This window comes from Amycolatopsis sp. A1MSW2902 (assembly GCF_017312175.1).
GTDB classification, from domain to species: Bacteria; Actinomycetota; Actinomycetes; order Mycobacteriales; family Pseudonocardiaceae; genus Amycolatopsis; species Amycolatopsis nivea.
This window is the reverse complement of the sequence record NZ_QJPO01000001.1, coordinates 6,098,987-6,123,546: the sequence shown is the minus strand read 5'-3', so window position 1 is coordinate 6,123,546 and position 24,560 is coordinate 6,098,987. Positions and strand designations below refer to the sequence as shown.

Annotated in this window: 20 protein-coding genes; 13 read left to right on the top strand and 7 right to left on the bottom strand. The window is 68.4% G+C overall.

Annotation, left to right across the window (positions count from 1 at the left end; translation table 11 throughout):
- Window positions 1-65: 65 nt before the first annotated feature.
- Window positions 66-1,484 carry an RNB domain-containing ribonuclease gene (locus DMP23_RS28095; protein ID WP_443111292.1) on the top strand — a complete coding sequence of 473 codons (1,419 nt, stop codon included), beginning with the start codon at window positions 66-68 and terminating at the stop codon, window positions 1,482-1,484.
- A complete protein-coding gene (locus DMP23_RS28090; protein ID WP_337823035.1) occupies window positions 1,481-2,245 on the top strand; it encodes a helical backbone metal receptor in 765 nt (254 codons plus the stop codon). Before DMP23_RS28095 ends, DMP23_RS28090 begins: the two co-directional genes overlap by 4 nt.
- On the opposite strand, the gene DMP23_RS28085 is transcribed toward DMP23_RS28090, so the two are convergent.
- Both DMP23_RS28085 and gabT read right to left on the bottom strand, forming a co-directional pair.
- Window positions 2,226-3,653 (bottom strand): aldehyde dehydrogenase family protein, encoded by a 1,428-nt coding sequence (locus tag DMP23_RS28085; protein WP_134733916.1) that lies wholly within the window; start codon window positions 3,651-3,653, stop codon window positions 2,226-2,228. The genes DMP23_RS28090 and DMP23_RS28085 overlap by 20 nt on opposite strands.
- On the bottom strand, window positions 3,650-5,005 hold the full coding sequence (gene gabT / locus DMP23_RS28080; protein ID WP_337823034.1) for a 4-aminobutyrate--2-oxoglutarate transaminase: 1,356 nt from the start codon (window positions 5,003-5,005) through the stop codon (window positions 3,650-3,652). The genes DMP23_RS28085 and gabT overlap by 4 nt, the downstream gene beginning before the upstream one ends.
- 139 nt (window positions 5,006-5,144) lie before the next feature.
- Between gabT and DMP23_RS28075 the strand changes: the two genes are divergently transcribed.
- Window positions 5,145-6,563, top strand: a complete 1,419-nt coding sequence (locus DMP23_RS28075; protein ID WP_337823033.1) for a PucR family transcriptional regulator — start codon at window positions 5,145-5,147, stop codon at window positions 6,561-6,563.
- On the opposite strand, the gene DMP23_RS28070 is transcribed toward DMP23_RS28075, so the two are convergent.
- Complete coding sequence (locus DMP23_RS28070; RefSeq protein ID WP_037816366.1) at window positions 6,553-7,293, bottom strand: cache domain-containing protein; 741 nt, start codon at window positions 7,291-7,293, stop codon at window positions 6,553-6,555. The genes DMP23_RS28075 and DMP23_RS28070 overlap by 11 nt on opposite strands.
- A gap of 32 nt (window positions 7,294-7,325) precedes the next feature.
- On the bottom strand, window positions 7,326-8,069 hold the full coding sequence (locus tag DMP23_RS28065) for a FadR/GntR family transcriptional regulator (protein ID WP_037815737.1): 744 nt from the start codon (window positions 8,067-8,069) through the stop codon (window positions 7,326-7,328).
- 113 nt (window positions 8,070-8,182) lie between these two features.
- Between DMP23_RS28065 and DMP23_RS28060 the strand changes: the two genes are divergently transcribed.
- The 5 genes from DMP23_RS28060 (at window position 8,183) to DMP23_RS28040 (ending at window position 13,768) form a co-directional block, all read left to right on the top strand.
- Window positions 8,183-9,598 carry a gamma-aminobutyraldehyde dehydrogenase gene (locus DMP23_RS28060; protein ID WP_037815736.1) on the top strand — a complete coding sequence of 472 codons (1,416 nt, stop codon included), beginning with the start codon at window positions 8,183-8,185 and terminating at the stop codon, window positions 9,596-9,598.
- A 32-nt stretch (window positions 9,599-9,630) separates the two neighbouring features.
- Window positions 9,631-10,707, top strand: coding sequence for an ABC transporter ATP-binding protein (locus DMP23_RS28055; RefSeq protein WP_037815734.1), 1,077 nt, complete (start codon window positions 9,631-9,633; stop codon window positions 10,705-10,707).
- A gap of 26 nt (window positions 10,708-10,733) precedes the next feature.
- Window positions 10,734-11,942 carry an ABC transporter substrate-binding protein gene (locus DMP23_RS28050; protein WP_037815733.1) on the top strand — a complete coding sequence of 403 codons (1,209 nt, stop codon included), beginning with the start codon at window positions 10,734-10,736 and terminating at the stop codon, window positions 11,940-11,942.
- Between the two features lie 125 nt (window positions 11,943-12,067).
- Window positions 12,068-12,949 carry an ABC transporter permease gene (locus DMP23_RS28045; protein ID WP_037815731.1) on the top strand — a complete coding sequence of 294 codons (882 nt, stop codon included), beginning with the start codon at window positions 12,068-12,070 and terminating at the stop codon, window positions 12,947-12,949.
- Window positions 12,950-12,964: 15 nt separating this feature from the next.
- A complete protein-coding gene (locus DMP23_RS28040) occupies window positions 12,965-13,768 on the top strand; it encodes an ABC transporter permease (RefSeq protein WP_240016164.1) in 804 nt (267 codons plus the stop codon).
- 57 nt (window positions 13,769-13,825) lie between these two features.
- On the opposite strand, the gene pip is transcribed toward DMP23_RS28040, so the two are convergent.
- Together pip and DMP23_RS28030 are read right to left on the bottom strand one after the other, a co-directional pair.
- A complete protein-coding gene (gene pip, locus DMP23_RS28035) occupies window positions 13,826-14,764 on the bottom strand; it encodes a prolyl aminopeptidase (protein WP_337823032.1) in 939 nt (312 codons plus the stop codon).
- A 96-nt stretch (window positions 14,765-14,860) separates the two neighbouring features.
- Window positions 14,861-15,835, bottom strand: a complete 975-nt coding sequence (locus DMP23_RS28030) for a right-handed parallel beta-helix repeat-containing protein (protein WP_043834894.1) — start codon at window positions 15,833-15,835, stop codon at window positions 14,861-14,863.
- A 234-nt stretch (window positions 15,836-16,069) separates the two neighbouring features.
- Here DMP23_RS28030 and DMP23_RS28025 point away from each other — a divergent pair, with 234 nt between their 5' ends.
- Window positions 16,070-17,026, top strand: a complete 957-nt coding sequence (locus DMP23_RS28025; protein WP_337823031.1) for an undecaprenyl-diphosphate phosphatase — start codon at window positions 16,070-16,072, stop codon at window positions 17,024-17,026.
- Window positions 17,027-17,042: 16 nt separating this feature from the next.
- Window positions 17,043-17,981 carry a cytochrome c oxidase assembly protein gene (locus DMP23_RS28020; protein WP_107051102.1) on the top strand — a complete coding sequence of 313 codons (939 nt, stop codon included), beginning with the start codon at window positions 17,043-17,045 and terminating at the stop codon, window positions 17,979-17,981.
- Between the two features lie 32 nt (window positions 17,982-18,013).
- Here DMP23_RS28020 and panB read toward each other — a convergent pair whose 3' ends face one another.
- Complete coding sequence (gene panB / locus DMP23_RS28015) at window positions 18,014-18,904, bottom strand: 3-methyl-2-oxobutanoate hydroxymethyltransferase (RefSeq protein WP_337823030.1); 891 nt, start codon at window positions 18,902-18,904, stop codon at window positions 18,014-18,016.
- 242 nt (window positions 18,905-19,146) lie between these two features.
- On the opposite strand from panB, the gene lysX reads away from it, so the two are divergent.
- From lysX to DMP23_RS28000, 3 genes are all read left to right on the top strand, one after another.
- Window positions 19,147-22,467 carry a bifunctional lysylphosphatidylglycerol synthetase/lysine--tRNA ligase LysX gene (gene lysX, locus DMP23_RS28010; protein ID WP_337823029.1) on the top strand — a complete coding sequence of 1,107 codons (3,321 nt, stop codon included), beginning with the start codon at window positions 19,147-19,149 and terminating at the stop codon, window positions 22,465-22,467.
- A 580-nt stretch (window positions 22,468-23,047) separates the two neighbouring features.
- Window positions 23,048-23,641 (top strand): hypothetical protein, encoded by a 594-nt coding sequence (locus DMP23_RS28005; RefSeq protein ID WP_037815718.1) that lies wholly within the window; start codon window positions 23,048-23,050, stop codon window positions 23,639-23,641.
- A 7-nt stretch (window positions 23,642-23,648) separates the two neighbouring features.
- Window positions 23,649-24,230 (top strand): DinB family protein, encoded by a 582-nt coding sequence (locus DMP23_RS28000; protein WP_238608462.1) that lies wholly within the window; start codon window positions 23,649-23,651, stop codon window positions 24,228-24,230.
- Window positions 24,231-24,560 lie beyond the last annotated feature (330 nt).

Sequence of the window (24,560 nt, the reverse complement as noted above, 5' to 3'; positions counted from 1 at the left end):
TTACACCCGCCCGGCCCGCGCCCGAACGGGCGATCACCGGCGGTTCGGCGGGATAGTGTTGGACCGTGCCGCCACTCGTGCTGAGGACACCAGCGTCGGGAGGGGACTTCGGTCGTCTCCGGACGGAGTTCGCGCTGCCGGAGTCGTTCGGGCCCGCGGTGCTCGCGGAGGCCGAAACGGCGGTGCTCGATCCGCTCGCGTCGGCGGGCGGCCGCGAGGACGCCACCGACCTGCCGTTCGTCACGATCGATCCGCCCGGGTCCAAGGACCTCGACCAGGCGATGGTGATCGAGCGGCGCGGCAGCGGCTTCCGGGTGCAGTACGCGATCGCGGACCTGGCGGCGTTCGTCCCGCCGGGCGGGGCGCTCGATCACGAGGCGCGGCGGCGCGGCCAGACGCTGTATCTCCCGGACGGCAACGTCCCGCTGCACCCGCCGGTGCTGTCCGAGGGCGCGGCCAGCCTGCTGCCGGGCGAGGTGCGGCCGGCGGTGCTGTGGACGATCGACGTCGACGAGGCCGGCGAAATCGTCGCCACCCGGGTTCGGCGGGCGCTGGTGCGGTCGACCGAGCAACTGGACTACGAGGGCGTGCAAGCCTCGCTGGACGCGGGACGGCCGCATCCCTCGGTGGCGGCGCTGCCGGAACTCGGCCGGTTGCGGCGGAGTCTCGCGGTGCGGCGCGGGGCGGTCGAGTTGCAGCTGCCGGAGCAGGAAATCAGCGGCGACGTCGACGGAGGCTGGATTCTCGCGCGCCGCCCGCGGACGGTCGTCGACGCGTGGAATGCCGAAATCTCTTTGCTGACCGGGATGGCCGCGGCGCGGATCATGATCGACGCCGGGATCGGGGTGCTGCGGACGCTGCCGTCCCCGGAGCCGGACGCGGTGGAATGGCTGCGCCGGTCGGCGACGGTGGTCGGGCTGGCTTGGCCGGTCGAGCTGACGGTGTCCGAGTTCCTGTCCACTTTGGACCCCGGACAGCCCGCGTCGATGGCGTTGTACGCGGACACCACGCGGCTGTTGCGCGGCGCGGGGTACACGGCCTTCGCCGGGGAATTGCCCGCGGTTACGACGCACGCGGGGATCGGCGGGGCATACGCGCACGTCACGGCACCGATTCGACGGCTGGTCGACCGGTTCGGCACCGAGGTGTGCCTGGCGGTGACAGCCGGACGCGAGGTGCCGGACTGGGTGCGCGAGGCGTTGTCCGAGGTACCGGCGTACATGTCCGCTTCGGACAGTCTGGCCGCACGGGTTGAGCGCGCGTGCATAGATCAGGTCGAAGCGTGGGTACTCGCAGAGCATGTCGGTCACGAGTTCACGGCGGTGGTGCTGCGCGCGGACGAGACGCGCGCGGAGATCCTGGTCGAGAACCCGCCGGTGATGGCGAAGTGCTCCGGCGAGAAGTTCCCCGAGGGCGAGCGGATCGCGGTGCGGCTGACCGAAGTGGACGTCGAGCAGCGGAAGGTGTCGTTCGAACGGGTATGAGGAACGCGGAACTGGTCGATGATCTCGGCGAGCCGGTACCGATCGAGGGCTCGCCGCGGCGCGTGGTGTCGCTGGTGCCGTCGCTGACCGAAGCGGTCGAGGCGAGCGCGCCGGGACGGCTGGTCGGGGCGACGGACTACTGCACGCATCCGGCGGATCTGGACGTGGAACGGGTCGGCGGGTCGAAGTACCCGAAACTCGACCGGGTGCTGGCGCTCGAACCGGATCTGGTGCTGGCGAACTCCGAGGAGAACCGGCCGGAGGACGTGGAAACCCTGCGTGCCAACGGGATCCCGGTGTTCGTCATGGCCGCGGCGGAGTCGGTGCCCGCCGCGCTGGGATCGCTGCGGCGGATTTTCGGCCAGGTGTACGGCATCGACGAACCGGAATGGCTCGACACCGCGGACGAGCTATGGCGCGAAGTGGCACCGGTGCGCCACCGTGCGGTGATTCCGGTGTGGCGCAAGCCGTGGATCGTGCTGGGCCGCGACACCTTCGCCGGAGACGTGCTGCGCCGGGTCGGGGTCGAGAATGTCTACTCAGGACACTTCGAGCGCTATCCCCGGCCCGCGCTGGAAGAACTCCAGAAGACCGGGGCCGACCTGGTCGTACTGCCCGACGAGCCGTACGAGTTCACCCAGGACGACGGCCCCGGCTTCTTCCCGGAGATGCGCCCGGTACTGATTTCCGGGCGCTACCTCACGTGGTACGGCCCGTCTCTCGTGGACGCCTACGCGGCGCTCAGAGAGTCAGTCCGGTAAGGACAGTCACGCGCTCCTCGGTGAAGTCCGCCATCGCCGCCGCCGGGCCTTCCCGGCCGACACCGGAGTCCTTCACGCCGCCGTAAGGCATCTGGTCGGCACGGAAGCTCGGCACGTCGCCGACCAGCACGCCGCCGACCTTGAGCCGCGCCGACACGTCGAACGCGGTCGGCAGGTCGCGGGTGAACACGCCGGTCTGCAAACCGAAGCGGGACGCGTTGATCCGCTCGACTCCGTCGTCCACAGAGGACACCCGGACCAGCGAGACCACCGGGCCGAACACCTCGTCCGCCATCACCGAAACGTCCTCGGGAACCTCGGAGAGCACAGTCGGCTCCACCGTCGCGCCCGAACGGCCGCCGCCGGCCAGCAGCTTGGCACCGGCGACAACCGCGTCGGTGACCCAGGTTTCGACTCGCGACGCGGCGGCTTCGTTGACCAGCGGGCCCACGTCGACGCCGTCCTCGCGCGGGTTTCCGGTGCGCAGCGCGGCGACCTGCTCCAGCACCTTCTTCTGCAGCTCGTCGTAGACGTCGGTGTGCGCGTACACGCGCTGCACCGAAATGCACGACTGTCCCGCCTGGTACATGGCGAACGTCGCGATCCTCTGCGCGGCGAAGTCCAGATCAGTCCAATCCGGACAGACCAGCACCGCGCCGTTGCCGCCGAGTTCCAGCGCGACGTGCTTGCGCGGCACGCTGTCGCGGATCGCCCAGCCGACCGGTACCGAACCGGTGAACGACACGACCGGCAGTCGCGGGTCCTTGACCAGTTCGGCGGTCGCCTCGTTGCCCAGCGGCAGGATCGACCAGCTGCCCGCCGGAAGAGCGGTCTCGGCAAGGATTTCGCCGAGCAGGAGCGCGGTCAGCGGCGTCGCCGGGGCCGGCTTGAGCACGATCGGCGCGCCGACCGCGATCGCCGGGGCGACCTTGTGCGCCACCAGGTTCAGCGGGAAGTTGAACGGCGTGATGCCCAGCACCGGACCGCGCGGCACGCGCCGGACGAGCGCGAGCCGTCCGGTGCCGCCCGGGTCGGTGTCGAGGCGCTGCAGGTCGCCGGAGAACCGACGGGCCTCCTCGGACGCCCAGCGGAACGTCGACACCGCACGGCCGACCTCGCCGCGTGACCACTTCAGCGGCTTGCCCGATTCGGCGGTGATCAGCTGCGCGATCTCCTCCGTCCGCTCGGAAAGCCGCCGCGAGATGTGGTCGAGCGCGCCCGCGCGGACGTGCGCGGGCAGCGTCGCGTACTCGTCGGCGACGTCCGCCGCGGCCTGCACCGCGGTCTCCACTTCGGACGGTCCGGGCACGTAGTGCGAACCGGCTTCGGAGCCGTCGAACGAATGCCGGACGACGGTCGTTTCGCTGCTGGTTACCGGCTTTCCGGCCACCCAGAACGGGAAAGTCACTTGCGGGCCTCCGTGGCGATCGCGTACTCGAGAACGGCGAGGCCTTCGTCGAGCAACTCGTTGGACAGGGACAGCGGGGGGAGCAGCCGGACGACGTTGCCGTACGTGCCGCAGGTCAGCACCACGACGCCTTGTGCGTGGCAGGCGGCGGCGATGCGCTTGGTGAGGTCGGCGTCGGGCTCGTTCGTGCCCGGCTTGACGAACTCGGCCGCCAGCATCGCGCCACGCCCGCGCACGTCGCCGATAACGCCGGTTTCCTCGGCCAGCGCCCGAAGCCGCGGCAGCACCAGTTCCTCGATGCGCTTCGCGGAACCCGTCAGGCCTTCGCCCCGCATCGTCTCGATCGCTCCCAGCGCCGCGGCGCACGCGATCGGGTTGCCGCCGTAGGTGCCGCCGAGCCCGCCCGGGCCGACCGCGTCGAGCAGGTCCGCGCGCCCGGTCACCGCGGCGAGCGGCAGGCCGCCCGCGATGCCCTTGGCCGTGCAGACCAGGTCTGGGACGACGTCCTCGTGCTCCGAGGCGAACCAGTTGCCGGTGCGGCAGAAACCGGTCTGCACCTCGTCGGCGACGAACACGATGCCGTTCGCCTTGCACCACGACGAAATCGCGGGCAGGAAACCGGGTGCCGGCTCGATGAACCCGCCCTCGCCCTGGATCGGTTCGAGCACGACGGCCGCGACCTGGTCGCCGCCGATCTGCTTCTCGATCCGATCGATCGCCTGCCGCGCGGCCTCCGGGCCGGCGAGCCCGTCGCGGTACGGGTACGAGCCCGGCACGCGGTACACCTCGGGCGCGAACGGGCCGAAACCGTGCTTGTAGGGCACCGACTTCGCGGTCATGCCCATGGTCAGGTTGGTGCGGCCGTGGTAGGCGTGGTCGAACACCACGACGGCCTGGCGACCGGTGGCGGTGCGGGCGATCTTCACCGCGTTCTCGACCGCTTCCGCGCCGGAGTTGAACAGCACCGACTTCTTCGCGTGGTCGCCCGGCGTCAGCTCGGCCAGCGCCTCGCACACCTCCACGTAACCCTCGTACGGGGTCACCATGAAACAGGTGTGGGTGAACAGCGCCGCCTGTTCGCGCACCCGGTCGACCACCTCGGGCGCGGAATGCCCGACGCTCGTCACCGCGATCCCGGAACCGAAGTCGATCAGCACGTTGCCGTCGGCGTCGGTGAGCAGGCCGCCGCTGGCGGAGGTGATGTAGGCGGGCAGCGTCGACGCGACCCCGGCGGCGACCGCGTTCGCGCGGCGCTCCTGCAGCGCGCGGGAGACGGGCCCGGGGATCTCGGTCTGCAGCCTGCGCTGCCGGGGTGCCGGAGCCTGCGGCTCGGCGGCGGTGCTGGTGGTCACGGCGCTCCTACGTCGCGGTCGTGCGTGCCGGTGAGGACCGGCGTTCACGAGCTTCGGGTGGGTCGCCCTCAGGATGGGGCCTGCGCCGCTCGCCGTCAGCTGGCCGTTCTGTCCAACTTGACGTCTACAATTGGCCGTTATGGCACTCACCCTGCGGGCGCTGGCCGCCGAACCTGCGCTCGGCCTGCGCGTGGTCGCGGGCGAGGCCGGGCTGGACCGGCCGATCGGCTGGGTGCACCCCACCGAGCTGACCGACCCGCAGGTCTTCCTCGAAGGCGGCGAACTGCTGCTCACGACCGGTCTGACGCTCTACAGCGCGACCTACGCGCCCTACATCCGGCGGCTGGTCGACGCAGACGTCGCCGGGCTCGGGTTCGGCGTCGGGCTGAGCCACGCGAAGGTGCCGGACGCGTTGGTGGCCGTCGCCGACGAAGTCGGGTTGCCGGTGCTGGAGGTGCCGCGGAAGACGCCGTTCATCGCGATCACGCGCGCGGTCTCCCGGTCGGTCGCGGCTGACGAGTACGCCGCGACAGTGCGGATCGGCCGCGCCCAGCAGGAACTGACCCGTACCGCGGTCGGGCGCAGCGGTGCCGGGGGAGTGGTGCGTCGGCTCGCGCGGCTCATCGACGGCTGGGTTGTGCTGTACGACTCCGCCGGACGCGTGCGCGAGGCGTCGTCGGCCAAAGCGCGCAGCGTCGAACTGGACGTCACCAGTCTTCGCGCGGGCACGCGCGTGGTGTCTCATGGCGACGACGAGGTTGTCATCCAGACTCTGCATACGCGGGGTGCGCTGGCGGTCGGTACTGCGGAACCGTTGGACAGCACCGGACAGCACATCGTCAACACGGCTGTCTCACTGCTTTCCCTTGCCTTGGAACAAGATCGCGCACAGCGGCTCTCGCTGTCCCAGCTGCACACCGGCGTGCTGGAGCTACTTGCCGCCGGACACGACGAGCTCGCCCGCGAGGTGGTACCGGATCTCCCGGCAGAACCATGGACGGTGCTGGCGGTAAAGGGGAGCAAGGCAGCCCGGAACACGCTGTACGAGCGGCTGGAAACCCTTGCCGGGCAGGTTTTCGCCGCGCATCGCGGGGATAAGCTGATCGTGCTGGCGGAGAACGACGAGGTGACCGCGATCGTCGGGGAAACCGGAGAATTCCACAGTGGACTGTCCACAGGAGATTTTCCAACCGCGTTGAGGCAGGCGGAAGAAGCGGCCGAGGCAGCTCAGGCCCAGCGCGTGCCGCTGCTGCGCTACGCCGATCACGCCGGGGCCGGGTTGCTCGGCTTGATCGATCAGCAAGCCGCGCAAGCCTTTTCCGACCAGCTGCTCGCGCCGGTACGGGAGTTCGACCGGACCGGCCGCGGCGACCTGGAACTGTCGCTGCGCTGCTGGCTCGAGCACCACGGCCACTGGGACCTCGCCGCGACAAAGCTCGGCGTGCACCGGCACACCTTGCGCAACCGGGTCACCAAAGCCGCCGAGTTGCTGGGCCGGGACCTCGACGCGCCGGGCGTCCGCGCGGAACTGTGGTTCGCGCTGCAGATCAGGTCGTGACCAGCAGCGTGATCGGGGAATCCCCGCACCGCCGCAACGTCATCCCGCCCGGCGCCGTATACGGTTCCGCGCCGGATGCCCACCAGGCAGGAACGTCGATCTCGCGCACCAGCGACCCGGTCGCCTTCCGCACGCTGTTCGACACGATCACTCGCCCCTGCGCGTTGAGCAACGCGGCGGTCCGGCCGAGCGCGCGCAGCCGGCGACTCACCGTGCGCTCGAACTCGCGCACATACACGTCCGCACCAACGACTCCGGCGAATTCCTCACCGCGCGTGACGGGAATGGTGAAGGTGAGCGTGTACTCGTCGGTGCAGAGATAGTCCACGTACGGCCCATTGACATGCCGCCGCCCGCTGTCGCGCGGGACGGTGAACCAGGATTGCCGCGTGTAGTCGAGAAAATTGGGGCTCTCCGGGTCGAGGCTGATGAACAGCTGTTCCGGAGCCCCGTCGTCGGCGCGGCAGGAGGTCCACCATTCGAAGCCGAGTTCTTGATCGGCAAGGACATTCGGCGCGCTCACGAAGCCCGCGCCGACCACGAGGCCGCCGAGCGCCTCGATGACCTGCGGCCGGATCGTGTGCAGCGCATCGGCGGACAGCTCGCCGGATTCGGCGAGCAGCGTCTCGGCGGCGGCCAGAACCGGTTTCAGGCGCGCGAAAATCTCCTCGACGAGGGAGGAAACCTGGGTCACTACCTCTTCGCCGGTCAGCGTGCGGGTGTCGGGCACGATGCTCACCTCGTGATGCGGGTCATCGGAGCTTACGGCGTTTCGAGGGTCAGGTGCAGATCTGCGAGCCGATCAAGCGCGCCGAGAAGGTGCTCTTCGGTCAAGGCGCGCGCCCGATCGCCGTCGGCCGAGGCGATCGCCGAGACGATCGCCTGGTGCTCAGCGTAAGACCCGCGGCAGGTTTCCTTGTCGCCGAGGGGCGCCCAGAGCAATACGCCGTGTTCGCTCTGCAGCTGAACTTCCTGGTTGGTGAGCCGAGGGGACTGTGCGGCGGCGGCGACTTCGAGGTGGAAGTGCCGTTCCGCGCGGGTCGCGTCGGGGCCGCTCGCGCCGAGGAGGTCTTCCGCGGTGAGCCGCAGCCGTTCGAGATCTTCGGGAGTGCTGCGTTCCGCGGCGAGTTTCGCCGCCGAGCCCGCGACGGCGAGGTAGTGGTCGCCGAAGTCGCGAAGTTCAGCCATTGAGACCAATCGCAGGCGTTCGGCCCACGAACTCTGCGCGGGCCAGTCCGGGGTGCGCACGAAGCTGCCGCCGCCGCGTCCGCGCCGCGTTTCGACGAGACCCTGCTGCCGCAGCACCGCGAGCGCCTCGCGCACGGTGACCGTGGAGACGCGGAACTGCGCGGCGAGTTCGGCCTCGCTCGGCAACTGCTCGGCGTCGTCGAGGAGACCGAGCGTGATGGCGTCGAACAGCCGCGCCGCGACCGCCTCCGCGCGCCCCACCTGTTCCAGCGGGGCGAACATCGCCAGTCGTGCGCTGTTCGACATCTCCTTGCGCATCGTTGGTCCACCCGTCTCGGCATCCGTTGGAGCCAATCCTGCCCCAGGGCCTTGTCATTTGAAATATGGAGTTATATGTTTCATCCTGCCACGGAGAGTCAGGAGGCGCACGCGTGCAGGAGTTGAAGCACTACGTCGGCGGGACCTACGTCGACTCGCTGTCCGGAAAGGTCGCGGAAATCGTCGACCCGGTTACCGGCCGTGCGTACTGCACCGCGCCGGTGGCCGGCGCCGAGGACGTGGACCGCGCGCTGAAGGTCGCCGCGGAAGCGTTCGAAAGCTGGCGCGAGACCACCCCGGCGCAGCGGCAGCTCGCACTGCTGAAGATCGCCGACGCGCTCGAGGCGCGCGGCGAGGAGATCATCCGCGTCGAAGCGCAGGACACCGGCAAGCCGTTCGCGCTGACCATGGAGGAGGAGCTGCCCGCGGTCATCGACCAGGTGCGCTTCTTCGCCGGTGCCGCGCGCGTGCTCGAAGGCCGTTCGGCCGGCGAGTACATGGAAGGCCACACGTCGTTCATCCGCCGCGAGCCGGTCGGCGTCTGCGCGCAGGTGACGCCCTGGAACTACCCGCTGATGATGGCGATCTGGAAGATCGCGCCCGCGCTCGCCGCGGGCAACACCATCGTGCTCAAGCCGTCCGACACCACCCCCGCCTCGACGCTGCTGCTCGCCGAGATCTGCGGCGAGCACCTGCCCGCGGGCGTGTTCAACGTGATCTGCGGCGACCGCGACACCGGACGGGCGTTGGTGGAGCACGACATTCCGGCGATGGTGTCGATCACCGGCTCGGTGCGAGCGGGCATCGAGGTCGCCGGTTCGGCGGCGCACGACGTCAAGCGCGTGCACCTCGAGCTGGGCGGCAAGGCCCCGGTGATCGTGTTCCCGGACGCCGACCTCGAAGCCGCCGCCGAAGCCATTGCCGCGGCCGGGTATTTCAACGCGGGCCAGGACTGCACCGCCGCGACTCGCGTGCTGGTGCACGACGACGTGCACGACACGTTCGTCAACGCGCTCGCCCGCCAGGCCGAGGCGAACAAGACCGGCACGGGCGAGGACGTCGCCTTCGGCCCGCTCAACAACGCCGCGCAGCTGGAAAAGGTCGCCGGTTTCGTCGACCGGCTGCCGGAGCACGCGACTGTCCACTGTGGAGGACGGCGGTCCGGCGACGAGGGCTACTTCTACGAGGCCACCGTGGTTTCCGGACTCCAGCAGGACGACGAGATCATCCAGAACGAGGTCTTCGGCCCGGTCATCACGGTCCAGCGGTTCACTGAGGACGACGAGGCGCTCAAGCACGCCAACGGGGTTCCCTACGGCCTCGCCTCCTCGGTGTGGACCAAGGACCACCAGCGAGCCATGAAGTTCTCGGCGAAACTCGACTTCGGTTGCGTGTGGATCAACACGCACATTCCGCTCGTGGCCGAGATGCCGCACGGCGGGTTCAAGCGGTCCGGCTACGGCAAGGACCTCTCGCTGTACGGCCTCGAGGACTACACCCGCGTCAAGCACGTGATGAGTGCGCTGTAGCCGTCGTGACCAGATCCATCGGAAGGCCTGTCATGCCCCATCAAGCCCCCGCCGAGACCCGGCCGCCGGGAAGGCGTCCGCAGACCGGACAGCCGGCGATCCGGCTCACCGGACTGGAAAAGCACTTCGACAAGGTGCGCGCCGTGGACGGGGTCGACCTCGACATCCCGCCCGGCGAGTTCTTCTCGATGCTCGGCCCGTCCGGTTCCGGCAAGACCACCGTGCTGCGGATGATCGCCGGGTTCGAACTGCCCACCGCGGGCACGATCGAACTCGAAGGCAAGGACGTCAGCCAACTGGCTCCGTTCGACCGCGACGTGAACACGGTTTTCCAGGACTACGCGCTCTTCCCGCACATGACGGTGCAGCAGAACGTGGAGTACGGCCTGAAAGTCAAGCGGGTCGCGAAAGCCGAACGCCGCGACCGGGCGAAGGAAGCCCTGCGCACGGTGCGGCTGGAGGACTACGGCGACCGCAAACCGTCGCAGATGTCCGGTGGACAGCGGCAGCGCGTAGCACTTGCGCGCGCTCTAGTGAATCGCCCGAAAGTGTTGCTTTTGGACGAACCCCTTGGCGCACTTGACCTCAAGCTGCGCCAGACCATGCAGGTCGAGCTCAAGCAGATCCAGCGCGAGGTCGGCATCACCTTCGTCTTCGTCACCCACGATCAGGACGAGGCGCTCACGATGAGCGACCGGATCGCCGTGTTCAACGCGGGCCGCATCGAACAGGTCGGTACTCCGGTCGAGGTGTACGAACGCCCGGCAACTGCTTTCGTGGCAGGGTTTGTGGGCACATCGAACCTGCTCAGCGGGCGCAGCGCGGAGGCGGTGATCGGCAGGCCGGGCGTGTACAGCATCCGGCCGGAGAAGATCCGCATCGACGGCGATCTCGCGTCTCCGGCGGGCCCCGGCGAGACCTCCGCGACCGGTTCGGTGACGGATGTCGTTTATGCCGGGTCGACAGTGCGCTACGCTGTCGCGCTCGATGCCGGGGGCCAATTGTCCGTTGTCCGCCAGAACACCAGCGAGCCGACCGAGTTCGCCGACGGTCGCGTTCGCCTGCGCTGGCGCCGCGAACACAGTTTCCGGGTCCCCGAAGCCGGCTAGTTCCTCACGGGAAGGTTTCTCTCGCTATGAAGAACAGGAAGACGCTGCTCGCAGGGCTGTGCGGCGTGAGCCTCCTGCTCGCTGCCTGCGGCACCTCGGGCTCCGACTCCAAAGCGGGGTCGGCGCCGGGCGCACAGGGCTTCACGCCGCCGAAGCTGAACGCGCTGACGCAACTCGGCCAGCCGGAAGGCCAGCTGAACGTGCTGGCGTGGCCCGGTTACGCGGAAAACGGCTCGAACGACCCGAAGGTCAACTGGGTCACGCCGTTCGAGCAGCAGACCGGATGCAAGGTCAACGTCAAGCCGTTCGGCACCTCCGACGAGGCCGTGACGCTGATGAAGACCGGGCAGTACGACGTGGTTTCCGCGTCCGGCGACGCCTCGCTGCGGCTGGTCGCCTCGGGCGACGTCGAGCCGGTCAACACCGCGCTCGTGCCGAACTACAACGACATCTACCCGTTCCTCAAGAACAAGTCGTGGAACAGCGTCAACAACGTCGCCTACGGCATCCCGCACGGCTGGGGCGCGAACGTCCTGGCCTACCGCACCGACAAGGTGCAGCCGGAGCCGAAGTCGTGGTCGCCGATGTTCGACGAGAAGTCGCAGTTCAAGGGCAAGGTCATCGCCTACGACTCGCCGATCTACATCGCCGACGCCGCGCTGTACCTGATGGCGCACCAGCCCGACCTCGGCATCAAGAACCCGTACGCCCTGGACGACAAGCAGTTCAAGGCCGCCACGGACCTGCTCAAGAAGCAGCGCCCGCTGGTCGAGGAGTACTGGTCGGACTACCTCAAGGAAACGCAGTCGCTCAAGAGCGGCGACGGCGTGATCGGCACGGCCTGGCAGGTGACGGTGAACCTCGCGAAGAGCGAGGGCGCGCCGATCGCGGCCACGGTGCCGAGCGAGGGTGCGACCGGCTGGTCGGACACCTGGATGGTGTCCGCGAAGTCGCAGCACAAGACGTGTGCGTACAAGTGGATGGACTACATCACGAGCCCGAAGGTGAACGCCCAGGTCGCCGAGTACTTCGGTGAGGCCCCGGCGAACTCCAAGGCCTGTGCGGAGTTCAAGGACAAGTCGCTGTGCGACACCTACCACGCCAACGACGCCGCGTACGCCGCCAAGATCCAGTACTGGACCACGCCGATCCCGCAGTGCCTCGACGGCCGCACGGACGTCAAGTGCAAGGACTACGGCGACTGGACCCGGGCCTGGACCGAGATCAAGGGTTGACCGACCCTCGCGGACGCCGGTACCCACCGCGCCGGCGTCCGTGAGCCCGCCGGGGGTTGCGGGCCCTCCCCAATGTTCCCGCAGCCCCCGGCTTTTCTCCCTTCCGCACCCGAAAGCGCTAAGACATGACCGCCGTGAGCCCGCCGAGTCACCGCATCTCGGCTTTCTTCCACCGCAAACCCCAGCTGCGCCTCGGACTTCTCCTCACCGCGCCGATGCTCTGGCTCGGCCTGGCCTACCTCGGCGCGCTCGCCGCCCTCTTCATCACGGCCTTCTGGTCCACCGACGTCTTCACCGGCAAGGTGGTCACCGACTGGTCCTTCGACAACTTTGTCACTCTTTTCAGTGATTCTGTTTATCGCACGATCACGTTCCGCACTGTCGGCATCGCGCTGCTGGTGACCGTGATCGACGCGGTGATCGCGTTCCCGATGGCGTTCGCCATGGCCAAACTCGCGTCCCCGCGGGCCCAGCGGCTGCTGGTGATCATGGTGATGACGCCGCTGTGGGCGAGCTACCTGGTGAAGGCCTACGCGTGGCGGACCCTGTTGTCCGGCAACGGGGTGCTGAACTGGCTGCTGGACCCGCTCGGCCTCTCCGGGCCGGGATACGGCGTCACCGCGACCGTGATCACGCTGTCCTACCTCTGGCTCCCGTACATGATCCTGCCGATCTACGCGGGCCTGGAAAAGCTTCCGACGTCCCTGGTGGACGCTTCCGGCGACCTCGGCGCGAAATCGTTCCGCACGTTCCGTTCGGTGATCCTGCCGCTGACGTTCCCGGCGATCGTCGCGGGTTCGATCTTCACCTTCTCGCTGTCGCTCGGCGACTACATCGCGGTGAAGATCGTCGGCGGCACCTCGCAGATGCTCGGCAACGTCGTGTACGACAACATCGGCGCGGCCAACAACCTGCCGTTCGCCGCGACCGTCGCGACGGTTCCGGTCGTCATCATGCTCGTCTACCTGGCCGCGGTGCGTCGCACCGGTGCGCTGGACAACCTCTAGGAGACCGCCGTGCGGATGTCGAAACCCGCCCGGGTGCTGTTGTGGACCGCGCTCGGCATCGGATTCGCGGTGATCTATTTCCCGCTGCTGGTGGTCCTGCTGAACTCGGTGAACGCCGACACCACGTTCGGCTGGCCGCCCAAGAGCTTCACCCTGGAATGGTGGGGCAGGGCGATCACCAACGAGGGCGCCCTGCACGCCTTGTGGACCAGCGTCATCGCCGGGCTCTCGGCGACCGCGATCGCTTTGGTGCTCGGCACGATGGCCGCGTTCGCGCTGCAGAAGTACCGGTTCTTCGGCCGGAACTCGTTGTCGCTGCTGGTGATCCTGCCGATCGCGCTGCCCGGCATCGTCACCGGCATCGCGCTGAACAACGCGTTCCGGACGATCTTCGGCCTTGACCTCGGGCTGATGACGGCGATCGTCGCGCACGCCACGTTCTGCATCGTGGTGGTGTTCAACAACGTCGTCGCCCGGTTGCGCCGGATGGGCGGGAATCTCGAAGAAGCGTCCATGGATCTCGGCGCGGACGGCATGACGACGTTCCGCCTGGTGACGTTCCCGATGCTGCGATCCGCGTTGCTGGCAGGAGGTTTGCTCGCCTTCGCGCTGTCGTTCGACGAGATCATCGTGACGACTTTTACGCTCGGCACCGGCATGGAAACGCTGCCGATCTGGATCTACAACAACCTGTTCCGGCCGAACCAGGCCCCGGTGGTCAACGTGGTCGCGGCGGTGCTGATCATCGTCTCGACGGTGCCGGTGTATCTGGCGCAGCGGCTTTCCGGCGGCGACAGCTCCAGCGGCGGCCGGATCTAGCTCCGAGGTCCGTGAAGGGCTCCTTGCGGGAATCCCGCAAGGAGCCCTTTCGCGCTTTTACCGGAAGCTGTCGGTGGCCTCGCGGAGAGCGGCGAGGATGCCCGGGTCGGTGACGGCGTGTCCCGCGGATTCGGTGAGCTTCAGCGTTGAGCCGGGCCAGGCGCGGTGGAGCTGATACGCCGTGATGGGCGGGCACACCGCGTCGTAACGCCCCTGCACCAGCACGCCCGGGATCCCGGCGAGCTTCCCTGCGTCGCGAATCAGCTGGCCTTCTTCGAGCCACGCGCCATGCCGGAAGTAGTGCACCGCAAGGCGAGCGAACGTCAGCGCGAACTGCGGATTCGCGTATTGGTTCACAAAGGACTGTTGCGGCAGCAACGCCACCGTCGCGCCTTCCCAGACGCTCCAAGCGATCGCGGCCCGTTCACGCACCGCGCGGTCGGGGGAGTGGAGCAGTTCCGCGTACCCGGCGAGCGGATCGTCCACATTGTCCAGTGGCTCCAGGAAAGCGTCCCACTCCGCGGGGAAGAGATTCGCCGCGCCACCGCGGTAAAGCCAGTCCAGTTCCCGCTGCCGCACGGTGAAAATCCCGCGCAGCACCATCTCGGACACGCGCGACGGATGGGTTTCCGCATACGCCAGGGCAAGCGTCGAGCCCCACGACCCGCCGAACAGCTGCCAGCGTTCGATGTTCAGCCGTTCGCGCAGCAGCTCCATGTCGGACACCAAGTGCCACAACGTGTTCGCCGACAGGTCGTCGCCCGCGTTGGGCGTGCTGCGGCCGGCGCCGCGCTGGTCGAACAGGATGATCCGGTACGCCTCGGGGTCGAAGTGCCGCCGGGTCATCGGGGCGATGCCGCTCCCGGGCCCGCCGTGCAGCACCACCACCGGTTTCCCCTGCGGGTTCCCGGCCTCCTGGCAGTAGATCCGGTGCCTGTCGCCGACGTCCAGCATTCCGTCGGCGCGCACCGGGATCGGCGGGTAGAGCTCGTCCATACCGGGCACTCTTCCCGAAAGCTCCCGGCATCTCAAAAGCAGGGTGGGGGCCCGCCCCCGCCGCCGGGCTGAGCGGGCCCCCGTCTGTGATCGCGGTCAGCAGCCTGGTGTCGCGGCTACGTTCGCGAAGCCCTTCCCGGCGTTCGTCACCTTGTTGCTGGCGCAGACCTTGTTCCCGGTGGCCGCCTTGACCACGTAGAAACCGTAGGCCGAGGGCGCCTGCACGTCCGCGGTGTTGTCCGAGAAGGTGTTGTTCTGGCCCCAGCCGTCGAGCTGCACGTGGACCTCGAACGACCCGTAGGTCGCGTCGTGCACGAAGACCTTGCTGCCCTTGTTGCCGGTGACCAGGTACCCGTTGCCCTTCACGTCGACCCAGCTGTCGGCGTAGTTCTCGCCGCTCTGCCCGGTGCCGTCGAAGGTGTTGCCGCGCAGTTCGCCGCCGGTGGTGCCTTCCTTGACGTCGATCGACTCCGCGCGCACATTCGGCCCGATCTTGTTGCCGATCGCCTTGTTGCGGTCGCTGTGATCGGGCTGCCCGTCCGGCCAGTTGCTCTTGGCCGAACCGAAGTAGATGCCCTCGCCGAAACCGCCGTTTTCCTTGCCGGTGTCGGAGATTTCGGAGTTCTGCACGACGTTGTCGCTGCTGCCGTGCTGGAAGTGGATGCCCTCGTTGCCGATGCCGGTCACCTTGAGCCCGTCGACCAGCGTGTGGTTGACGCCGAGCGCCATCACGCCCTTCTGGCCGCCGGTGACGGTGAACCCGGACAGCGTCCAGTAGCTGCCGGTCAGCTCGATGGTGCGGCCGCCGGACGCCTGCACGACCGCGCTGCGCGGGCCGGTGAGCGTGATGCGCCCGTTCGCGGTGCCGCTGGCGGCGGCCTTGAAGTTGCCGGTGTAGGTGGTGTTCGCGGCCAGCTGGATCGTGGTGCCCGGCTTGGCCGAGGCCAGCGCCGTCTTCAGCTCGGCGGAGTTCTTGACCGGGACGGTCCCGGCGGACGCCGCGGGCGTGGCGAGTGCGAGCAGTGCTGCGGCTCCGGCAGTGGCTGCCAGAACTCGGTCGCGGACGCGCATTCCAACCCTCCTCGTCGAGGCTCGATGACTTCGGATGCGGCGTGCGCTCACGCTAAGACATCGAGAGAACGCTGGTCAAGTACATGATTGATGTTCATGGATGTGAACGGGATGAACAAAGCGTGGCCGGAAAGTGTCGGCTGCGTCTGTTCCCGCCCGGCTTGCTCGGAGTTAACCCGATCCTCGGTAGCTTTTCCGCGGAATGCCCGAACTGCGGCGAGAAAGGCTTCGTGAATGTCCGCGGTCAGCTACCTCGAGTCCATTGTCGTCGGCGCTTTGCAAGGCGTGTCGGAATTGTTTCCGGTGTCCAGTCTCGGGCACAGCGTCCTGTTGCCCGCGCTCGTCGGCGGAAGCTGGGGACGCGACCTGAGCATCGGGAAGGATTCGCCGTATCTCGCCGTGCTGGTGGCGATGCACGTCGCCACCGCGATCGCGCTGATCCTCTTCTTCCGGCGCGACTGGGTGCGCATCGTCGCCGGCCTGTGGACGTCGGTCCGCGATCGCGAGGTCCGCACGGCCGACCAGCGGCTCGCGTGGCTGCTCATCCTCGCCACGATCCCGGTCGGGATCGCCGGGCTGCTGCTGGAAAGCCTGCTGCGCGACGTCCTCGGCAAACCGGTGCCGTCGGCGATCTTCCTCGCGCTCAACGGCGGCGTGCTCTACGCGGCGGAGAAGTTCTCCCGGAAGCCCAAGCCGGAGGTCGCGCGGGTCGCGCGCGAGGAGGAGACGATCGACTTCAGCGCCGAGGAGACGATGGTGATGCGCGCGGTGACCGTCGACGAGGCCACCGACCTCCGGCTGTCCAAACTGAGCGTGAAAGAGGCCGTGCTCATCGGTTCGGCGCAGATTTTGGCTCTGTTGCCCGGAATCAGCCGCTCCGGCATCACCATGGTGGCCGGTCTGCGGCGCGGGCTCGACCACGAGGACGCCGCCCGGTTCGCCTGGCTGCTGGCGACCCCGGTGATCCTCGCCGCGGGTGCGCTGAAGATGCCGTCGCTGTTCACGCCGGAGAACAAGCCGTCGCTCGGGCCGGCGTTGGTGGGCAGCGTGGTCGCGTTCGCGGCGTCCTACATTTCTGTCCGTTTTCTGACGAAATACTTTGAAACGCGCACCTTGACCCCCTTCGCCATCTACTGCGCGGTCGCCGGAATCGGCAGCCTGATCTTCTTCACGGTGTCAGGGGCGGCGTAAGGCGCAATTTTGCCGGGTGCACACTGAACGCATCGAAATCGTGCCTGACCTGCCACCGCTGAGCGGATCGACGTTGTTGACGGCCTGGACCTTCGACGTCCCGGCCGTGCTCGTCGCGCTCGCGCTCGGCGTCGGATACGTGGCCGCGGCCCGCCGTCAGGAGTGGAGCGCCGGGCGGACCACAGCGTTCCTCGCCGGGCTGGCCACGCTCGTCCTCGTCACGTGCTCGTTCCTCGGCGTGTACGACACGACGCTGTTCTGGGTACGTGCCACGCAGAACACCGTGCTCCTGATGGTCACGCCACTGCTTCTCGCGCTAGGCGCGCCCGTGACGCTGCTGATGCGCACCGCGCCGCCGAAGCTCGCCACGTGGCTGCGTACGCACGGCCGTGGCCGCTTCGCGCAGTTCATCACCTTCCCGCTGTGCGTCACCGTGGTGCTGATCGCGCCGTTCCTGCTGATCTACCTGACGCCGCTGTACGAGCTTTCGCTCGACTCAGCGGTCGTCGGCGGCCTCGTACGCGTAGCGCTCGTATTGGCCGGCTTCCTGTACTTCTACAGCCGCGTGCAGCTCGATCCGACGCCGCGCAACGGCTCGCACCTGGTGTCGGTGTGGATCTCGTTCACCGAAGTGGTGTTCGACGGCGCGCTCGGCCTCGTGCTGTGGCTCGGTCCGCTGCTCGCGCCCGCGCACTACGACGCGGTGCACCGCGACTGGGGACCGGACCGGCGCACGGACCAGATCATCGGCGCGGGCGTGCTGTGGATCGGCGGCGACGTCGCCGGGCTGCCGTTCGTCGGCGCGCTCTTCATCAGGTGGGCCCGCGACGACGAAAAACGGGCGAAACGGCTCGACCGGAAACTGGACGAGGAGGCAGCGGCAGGCGAGGCACCGGCGAAGGGATTGTGGTGGGAGAACGATCCGGAACTCGCCGAACGGTTCCGCCGCTCGTGAGTGCCGGCTCGCACCGGCACTCACGAGGCAGCTCAGTGGAACGCGTGCTCAGGCGCCGGGAATTCGCCGCGCCGGACGTCCTCGGCGAACGCCGTCGCGGCGTTTTGCAGCACCCCGGCGACGTCGGCGTACCGCTTCACGAACCGCGGTGCCTTGCCGCGGCGCAGCCCGGCCATGTCCTGCCAGACCAGCACCTGGGCGTCGCAGTCCGGACCGGCCCCGATGCCGACCGTCGGGATCTTCAGCTCGTGCGTGACGCGCTTGGCCGCCTCGGCGGGGACCATCTCCATCACCACCGCGAACGCGCCGGCTTCCTGCAGCGCCAGCGCGTCGGCGAGCAGCTTCTCCGCCGCTTCGCCGCGCCCCTGCACCCGGTAGCCGCCGAGGTTGTGCTCGCTCTGCGGGGTGAAGCCGATGTGGCCCATGACCGGGATCCCGGCCGAGGTGAGCGCCTCGACATGCGGTGCGAACCGGTGCCCGCCTTCGAGCTTGACCGCGTGCGCGCGGCCCTCCTTCATGAACCGGACGGACGTGGCCAGCGCCTGCTCCGGGGAAAGCTGGTAGGAACCGAACGGCAGGTCGGCCACCACGAGCGCCCGTTTCGCCGCCCGGGTGACCGAGCGGACCAGCGGGAGCAGCTCGTCGACGGTGACCGGCAGCGACGTGTCGTAGCCGAACACGTTGTTCGCCGCGGAGTCGCCGACCAGCAGCACGGGGATGCCTGCTTCGTCGAAAAGCTCGGCGGTATACATGTCGTAAGCGGTGAGCATCGGCCACGGTTCGCCGCGGTCCTTCAGCTCGCGCAGATGATGAATCCGGACTTTTCGCGGTTTGCCCGGGCCCGCGCTGGTCGCGGGGCCGGTTCCGTAAGGGGCGGCCACCTCGCCGGCGGCGCCGTCGGGTTGGGCAGACTGGGCAGACATCGTCGTCGACCGTCCTTCCCTCGAGGCCTCGCAGAGGTCCCCGGGTCGTGGAGTCAGTACCGGACACAGCGTGACACGCGCGCCGGAGGGCCCCAAGGTCGTGCGACCAGCTTCACACGGCCGGGTAGCGACAACCGTTTTGCCTCCTGTGACGTCTTGATAGGCATCGGGCCGATTTGCGCCCGGTGGGTGAGAAGGTCCGGCGCGTCCCGCAAGGTGATCGCGCCGCAAGAAAGGTACCGATGGGAACCCCAGTGACCCGTCCGCGCAGCCTAGGCTGGAAAGCCCGCGCGGGCGGCCTCGTGGCCACTGTCGTGCAGCTGGCAGCGCTTTTCTCGATCGTGCTGCTGCTCGCCGGCGGACGGCACGGGCACCTGCTGAACGGCATCGACATGGCGTTCGGCGTGGTGAGCGTGCCGACCAGTTCGAGCCTGGTGATCGTGCTGCTGCTCGTCGTGCTCGGCGCGGCGCTGCGCAGGCGCAAGAAGGCCGCGCTGTACGTGCTCGTGCTGTTCCAGGTCGCCGGTCTGGTGACGACGCTGGTCCTGCAGGCGCTGCTGCTGTGGGCTCCCGACCTGCTCACCCTCAGCGCCCGGCAGATGCGCCACATCCCGACCCAGGTCGGCGCGCTCGCCATCGCCGACGTGATCTCGATCCTGCTGATCGTGTTCCTGCTGTCGCTGCGTCCGGCGTTCCCCGCGCGGCTCGCCCCCGGTGCCTGGTGGAACGGGCTTTCCGTGCTGTTCGTCGGGTTCCTCGGCGTGATCGTGCTCGGCTGGGCACTCACCGAGGTGTTCCCGGGCAGTCTCGGCGACGCGTGGGAGCGCTTCGCCTGGGTGGTCAACCACGCCACCGGCGAGAACCTGCAACTGCGCCGGATCGGCGTCGGCGAAGGCCCGGCGTGGATCGACGTGGTTCTCGACCTCGGCGCGACCTTCGTGTCCACAGCCGCGCTGTACACGCTCTTCCGCGGCGTACGCAGCCGTCGCATTCGGACAGACGACGAAGAGTTGCAGTTGCGCCGTCTGCTGGGAGAGTTCGGCGAGGACGACTCTCTCGGCTACTTCGCAACGCGCCGCGACAAGAGCGTCATGTTCGCGCCTAACGGCCGCGCCGCGGTGACGTACCGCGTGCTCGCCGGGACCACAGTGGCGAGCGCGGACCCGATCGGCGACCCGGACGCGTGGCCGGACGCGGTGCAGGCGTGGCTCCACGAAGCGCGTACGTACGGCTGGACGCCGGGCGTGCTCGGCGCGAGCGAGAAGGGCGCGAAGGTGTACGCCGCCGCGGGGCTGCGCGCGTTGCAGATCGGCGACGAAGCGGTCCTCGACGTCCGCGAGTTCTCGCTGACCGGTCCTGAGCGGAAGTCCGTGCGACAGGCGGTGAAGCGGATTCAGCGCGCCGGGTACACCTCGCAGGTCCGGCGGCACAGCGAAATCCCCGAAGACGAGATGGTGCAACTGCTCGCCCGCGCGCAGCAGTGGCGCGTCGACGAGACCGAACGCGGCTTCTCGATGGCGCTCGGCCGGCTCGGCGACCCGAGCGACGGCCGCAGCGTTATGGTCGAGGCGTACGACGCGCACGGCGAGCTGCGCGGCTTGCTGTCGTTCGTTCCCTGGGGCCGCCGAGGCCTTTCTCTCGACCTGATGCGCCGTGACCGGGACGCCGAAAACGGGCTCAACGAGTTCATGGTCGCCGAGGTCGTTTCTGCCGCCCAGCACATCGGCGCACAGCGGATTTCGCTGAACTTCGCGATGTTCCGCGCGGTGTTCTCGGAAGGCGAGCGCATCGGCGCCGGCCCGGTACTGCGCGCGTGGCGGGCGGTGCTCGGCGTCGCGTCGCGGTTCTTCCAGCTGGAATCGCTTTACCGGTCGAACGCCAAGTACGGCCCGGATTGGGAACCGCGGTTCCTCTGCTACTCGTCGGCGCGACGGCTCCCGCGAGTCGGCATCGTCGCGGGCGCGCTGGAGGGCTTCGTGCCGACCGGACGCGCGCGGTCGCTGCGGCTGGAGAACGTCGGCGAGGATTTCGTCGCGCAGGTCCGGCGGATCGACGAGGAAGCGGCGCAGGTCGTGCCGCGGGCCAAACGCCGTCCGGAACAGGTCCGCGTGCGAGTGGCCAAAGTGGACAAACTGCGGGAACTCGGGGTGGACCCGTACCCGGTCGGTTTCTCCCGCGAGGACCACCTCGGCGACATCGTGCACGCGTTTTCCGGACTGGAACCGGATTCCCGCACCGGAAAACGCGTCCGGGTAGCCGGTCGGGTGCTCGCCCTGCGCACCCTCGGCGGCCTGTGTTTCGCGCGGATCAAGGACTTCTCCGGCGAACTGCAGCTGATGCTCGACGCGAAGGTCCTCGACCTGACCGGCTGGCGCACCGGCGTCGACCTCGGCGACCACGTCGGCGTGAGCGGCGAGGTCATCACCTCTCGCCGCGGCGAACTGTCGGTGCTGGTGGACGAATGGACCGTCACCGCGAAGTGCCTGCACCCGTTGCCGGACAAGCGAAAGGGCCTCACCGACCCGGAGACGCGCGTCCGGCAGCGCTACCTGGACCTGGCGGTCAACCCCGACTCCGCGAACATGCTCCGCCTGCGCTCGACAGTCGTCCGCGCCGTCCGCGAACGCCTGCACCAGGGCGACTTCCTCGAAGTCGAAACCCCCATGCTGCAAACCATCCACGGCGGCGCCAACGCACGGCCGTTCGTCACGCACATCAACGCGTACGACATGCGGATGTACCTGCGCATCGCCCCGGAGCTGTACCTGAAGCGCCTGTGCGTGGCCGGCGTCGAGCGGGTTTTCGAGCTGAACCGGAACTTCCGCAACGAAGGTGTCGACGCGACCCACAACCCGGAATTCACGATGCTGGAGGCGTACCAGGCGTACGCGGACTACAACGCGATGCGCCACCTGATGCGCGACCTGATCCAGTACGCCGCCGAAGCCGCGTACGGCGCACAGATCGTGCGACGCCCAGACGCCGACGGCCGCATCGTCGAACACGACATCTCCGGCGACTGGCCGGTGATCCCGGTGCACAAAGCCGTGTCGGAGGCCTTGGGCGAAGAAGTCGACTCGCAGACGCCGGTCGCGACATTGCGAAAACTGTGCGCCGCCGCCGGAGTCCCCGTGCCGGAGGAAGCCGGTGCAGGCGACCTGGTCCTGAAAGCACACGAGCACTTGGTCGAAGGCTCGACGGTCCTGCCGACCTTCTACACGGACTACCCGACCGAGGTCTCCCCGCTGACCCGCCAGCACCGCACCGACCCGCTCCTGGCCGAACGCTGGGACCTGATCGCGTTCGGCTCGGAAGTCGGCACCGCTTATACGGAACTGACCGACCCGCTAGAACAGCGCCGCCGGCTGGAGGCACAGTCACTGCGCGCCGCGAGCGGAGATGTCGAAGCGATGGAGTTGGACGAGGACTTCCTGCTGGCACTGGAACACGGAATGCCCCCGACCGGCGGGTTGGGCCTCGGAGTGGACCGGCTGCTGATGATGCTGAGCGGGACGTCTATTCGGCAGACGGTGCTTTTTCCGTTCGTCCGACCGCAGGGGTGAGGGTGGCGTTCGGGGCTGGCTGTCCTTTTGCCTGCTTGGCGCCGACGCGCTTCGTTCGGCTTCGCCTGCTTTGTCTGCCTAGCGCCGATGCGCTTCCCTCGGCTTCGCCTGCCTAGCGCCGATGCGCTTCGTTCGGCTTCGCCTGCCTGCCTGCCTGCCTGATGCCGATGCGCTTTGCTCAGCTTCGGCCTGATTTTGCTGCTCGGCTCCGACGCGCCTCGCTCGCCCTTGGCCCCTTCGCCTGCCTGCCTCGATGCGCTTTGCTCGGCTTCGACTCGCTTCGCTTGCCTGGCCCTCCGCACTTCGTTCGGCACTGACCCTTTGCCTGCCCAGCCCTGATGCGCATCGCTCGGCACGGCCCGCTTCGCCCTCATCCGGCTGGCCGCTGTCAGTCCCGGCCCGTCCCCGAGGCAGGTATTGGCAGTCCGCCAACTCGGATCCGGTAACCTCCACCAGGGATTCGGTGCGTGAGTTCGTGGTAGCGGATGGTGTCCGGAACCTCCGGTAAGTCACGGGTGTGACACCATCCGGCACTTCGTCGCAGAGATTCGCTTAGGGTGGGCAAGTGCATGCTGCGCGGGTGGCTTCGATAGTCCTGCTCGGACTGGGTTTGGCGGGATATTCCGCGTGGCTGCTGGAGTTCTTCATGCAGACCGGGGTGTCGCCGACCGAACAGCCGGTCTGGGACCTGTTCAGCGCGCAACCGGTCTTCCCGGTAGCGACGGCGATCGGCGGCCTGGCCTTTCTTCTCACCGGACCCGCCCTCATGCGACTCGCGCCAGCACACTGGAGCGGGCGGCTGACGTCGGTTTCGGTGTCCGCGTTCGGAATCATGCTGATGGTGTACGCCGGGGTCCCGGAAACCGCAGTGACCCCGAACCTGCTGAGCGCCGCCGTCGCGGTCGGAGCGCTGAGCCTCGTCTTCTGGTGGCCGTCCGGCTGGCGAGCCTGCGCGGTGGGTTGCCTGGTAGTCGTGCTGCTCGCGTGGGCGCTGGTGGTGGCGTCGAAGCTGACCGGGCACCTGGAAGGCGTGTTCACCAGGGTGCAGTTGGTGGTGCACTCGGCGCAGGTTGTGATCGGCGGCGCGTACATCGTCCAGACTCCCGTTCCGGTCCGCGGCCGAAAATTGTCGGTGGCAGGTGCGATGCTGCGGAGCAACAGACACCGGAAGTGAGGCCACCATGGCTGGAAAGCTCTCCCCGACCCCCGACGAACGCGGCGGTCTGCTCGGTTTCCTGGCACAACAGCGTCAGGCAATGAAGGTCGCCACGTACGGTTTGACCGACGACCAGGCACGCGCCGTCCCCAGCGCGAGCGCGCTGAGCGTAGGCGGCCTGCTGAAACACGTGTCGTCCACCGAAAGCGGCTGGATCGACCTGGTGCTGAAAATCGAGCCAAAACCCTTCGCCGAAGCCGTGGAGGCCTTCCAGGAGAACTACCGGCTGGGCCCGGACGAAACGCTGGAGTCGGTCATCGCCGCCTACGACCAGGTCGCCGCCCGTACCGAAGAGGTCATCGCCGGGATCGCGGACCTGAACCAGGAAGTCCCCATCCCGAAAGGCGTCCCCTGGTACCCGGACGACGCGTCTGCCTGGTCCGTCCGCTGGGTGCTGCTGCACCTGATCGAAGAAACCGCCCGGCACGCCGGCCACGCCGACATCGTCCGCGAGTCCATCGACGGAGCCACCGCCATGCCCCTGCAAGCCGCCGCCGAGGGCTGGCCGGAGACGGACTGGCTGAAGCCTTGGAAACCGGCCGAATGAGCTGACTTTCCGCGCGGGCTGGGCTTGATCGAGCCGGGCCGAGCTTCCCTGGATGGCCGTTGGGACTGGTTCGGTTGCGGGAGGGACAGGGCTTGGTTGCTCCGCGAGGTTGTCACTCCGGTGGTTGGGCTTGGGCGATGTGGCTCGTGTTTCCCGGTAGCTGACGCGGTCGGGGGAGTTGGCTTGGGCGGTCGGCGAGGCGCTCGCCCCGATGGTTGGGCCTGAGCCATGCGGCTCGTGTTTCCCGGTGGCTGATGCGGTCGGGAATCTGGCTTGGCTGCTGAGCGGACCGGCCTGTCCCGGGGAGCCGGAGCGCTCGTCGGCGGGCTG

What these genes read in the sequence shown, in the direction of transcription:
- DMP23_RS28090 (WP_337823035.1), top strand. Translation starts at nt 1,481, where the DNA reads ATGAGGAACGCGGAACTGGTCGATGATCTCGGCGAGCCGGTACCGATC.
- DMP23_RS28075 (WP_337823033.1), top strand. Translation starts at nt 5,145, where the DNA reads ATGGCACTCACCCTGCGGGCGCTGGCCGCCGAACCTGCGCTCGGCCTG.
- DMP23_RS28065 (WP_037815737.1), bottom strand. Translation starts at nt 8,069, where the DNA reads ATGCGCAAGGAGATGTCGAACAGCGCACGACTGGCGATGTTCGCCCCG.
- DMP23_RS28055 (WP_037815734.1), top strand. Translation starts at nt 9,631, where the DNA reads ATGCCCCATCAAGCCCCCGCCGAGACCCGGCCGCCGGGAAGGCGTCCG.
- DMP23_RS28050 (WP_037815733.1), top strand. Translation starts at nt 10,734, where the DNA reads ATGAAGAACAGGAAGACGCTGCTCGCAGGGCTGTGCGGCGTGAGCCTC.
- DMP23_RS28045 (WP_037815731.1), top strand. Translation starts at nt 12,068, where the DNA reads ATGACCGCCGTGAGCCCGCCGAGTCACCGCATCTCGGCTTTCTTCCAC.
- DMP23_RS28040 (WP_240016164.1), top strand. Translation starts at nt 12,965, where the DNA reads ATGTCGAAACCCGCCCGGGTGCTGTTGTGGACCGCGCTCGGCATCGGA.
- pip (WP_337823032.1), bottom strand. Translation starts at nt 14,764, where the DNA reads ATGGACGAGCTCTACCCGCCGATCCCGGTGCGCGCCGACGGAATGCTG.
- DMP23_RS28030 (WP_043834894.1), bottom strand. Translation starts at nt 15,835, where the DNA reads ATGCGCGTCCGCGACCGAGTTCTGGCAGCCACTGCCGGAGCCGCAGCA.
- DMP23_RS28025 (WP_337823031.1), top strand. Translation starts at nt 16,070, where the DNA reads ATGTCCGCGGTCAGCTACCTCGAGTCCATTGTCGTCGGCGCTTTGCAA.
- panB (WP_337823030.1), bottom strand. Translation starts at nt 18,904, where the DNA reads ATGTCTGCCCAGTCTGCCCAACCCGACGGCGCCGCCGGCGAGGTGGCC.
- lysX (WP_337823029.1), top strand. Translation starts at nt 19,147, where the DNA reads ATGGGAACCCCAGTGACCCGTCCGCGCAGCCTAGGCTGGAAAGCCCGC.
- DMP23_RS28000 (WP_238608462.1), top strand. Translation starts at nt 23,649, where the DNA reads ATGGCTGGAAAGCTCTCCCCGACCCCCGACGAACGCGGCGGTCTGCTC.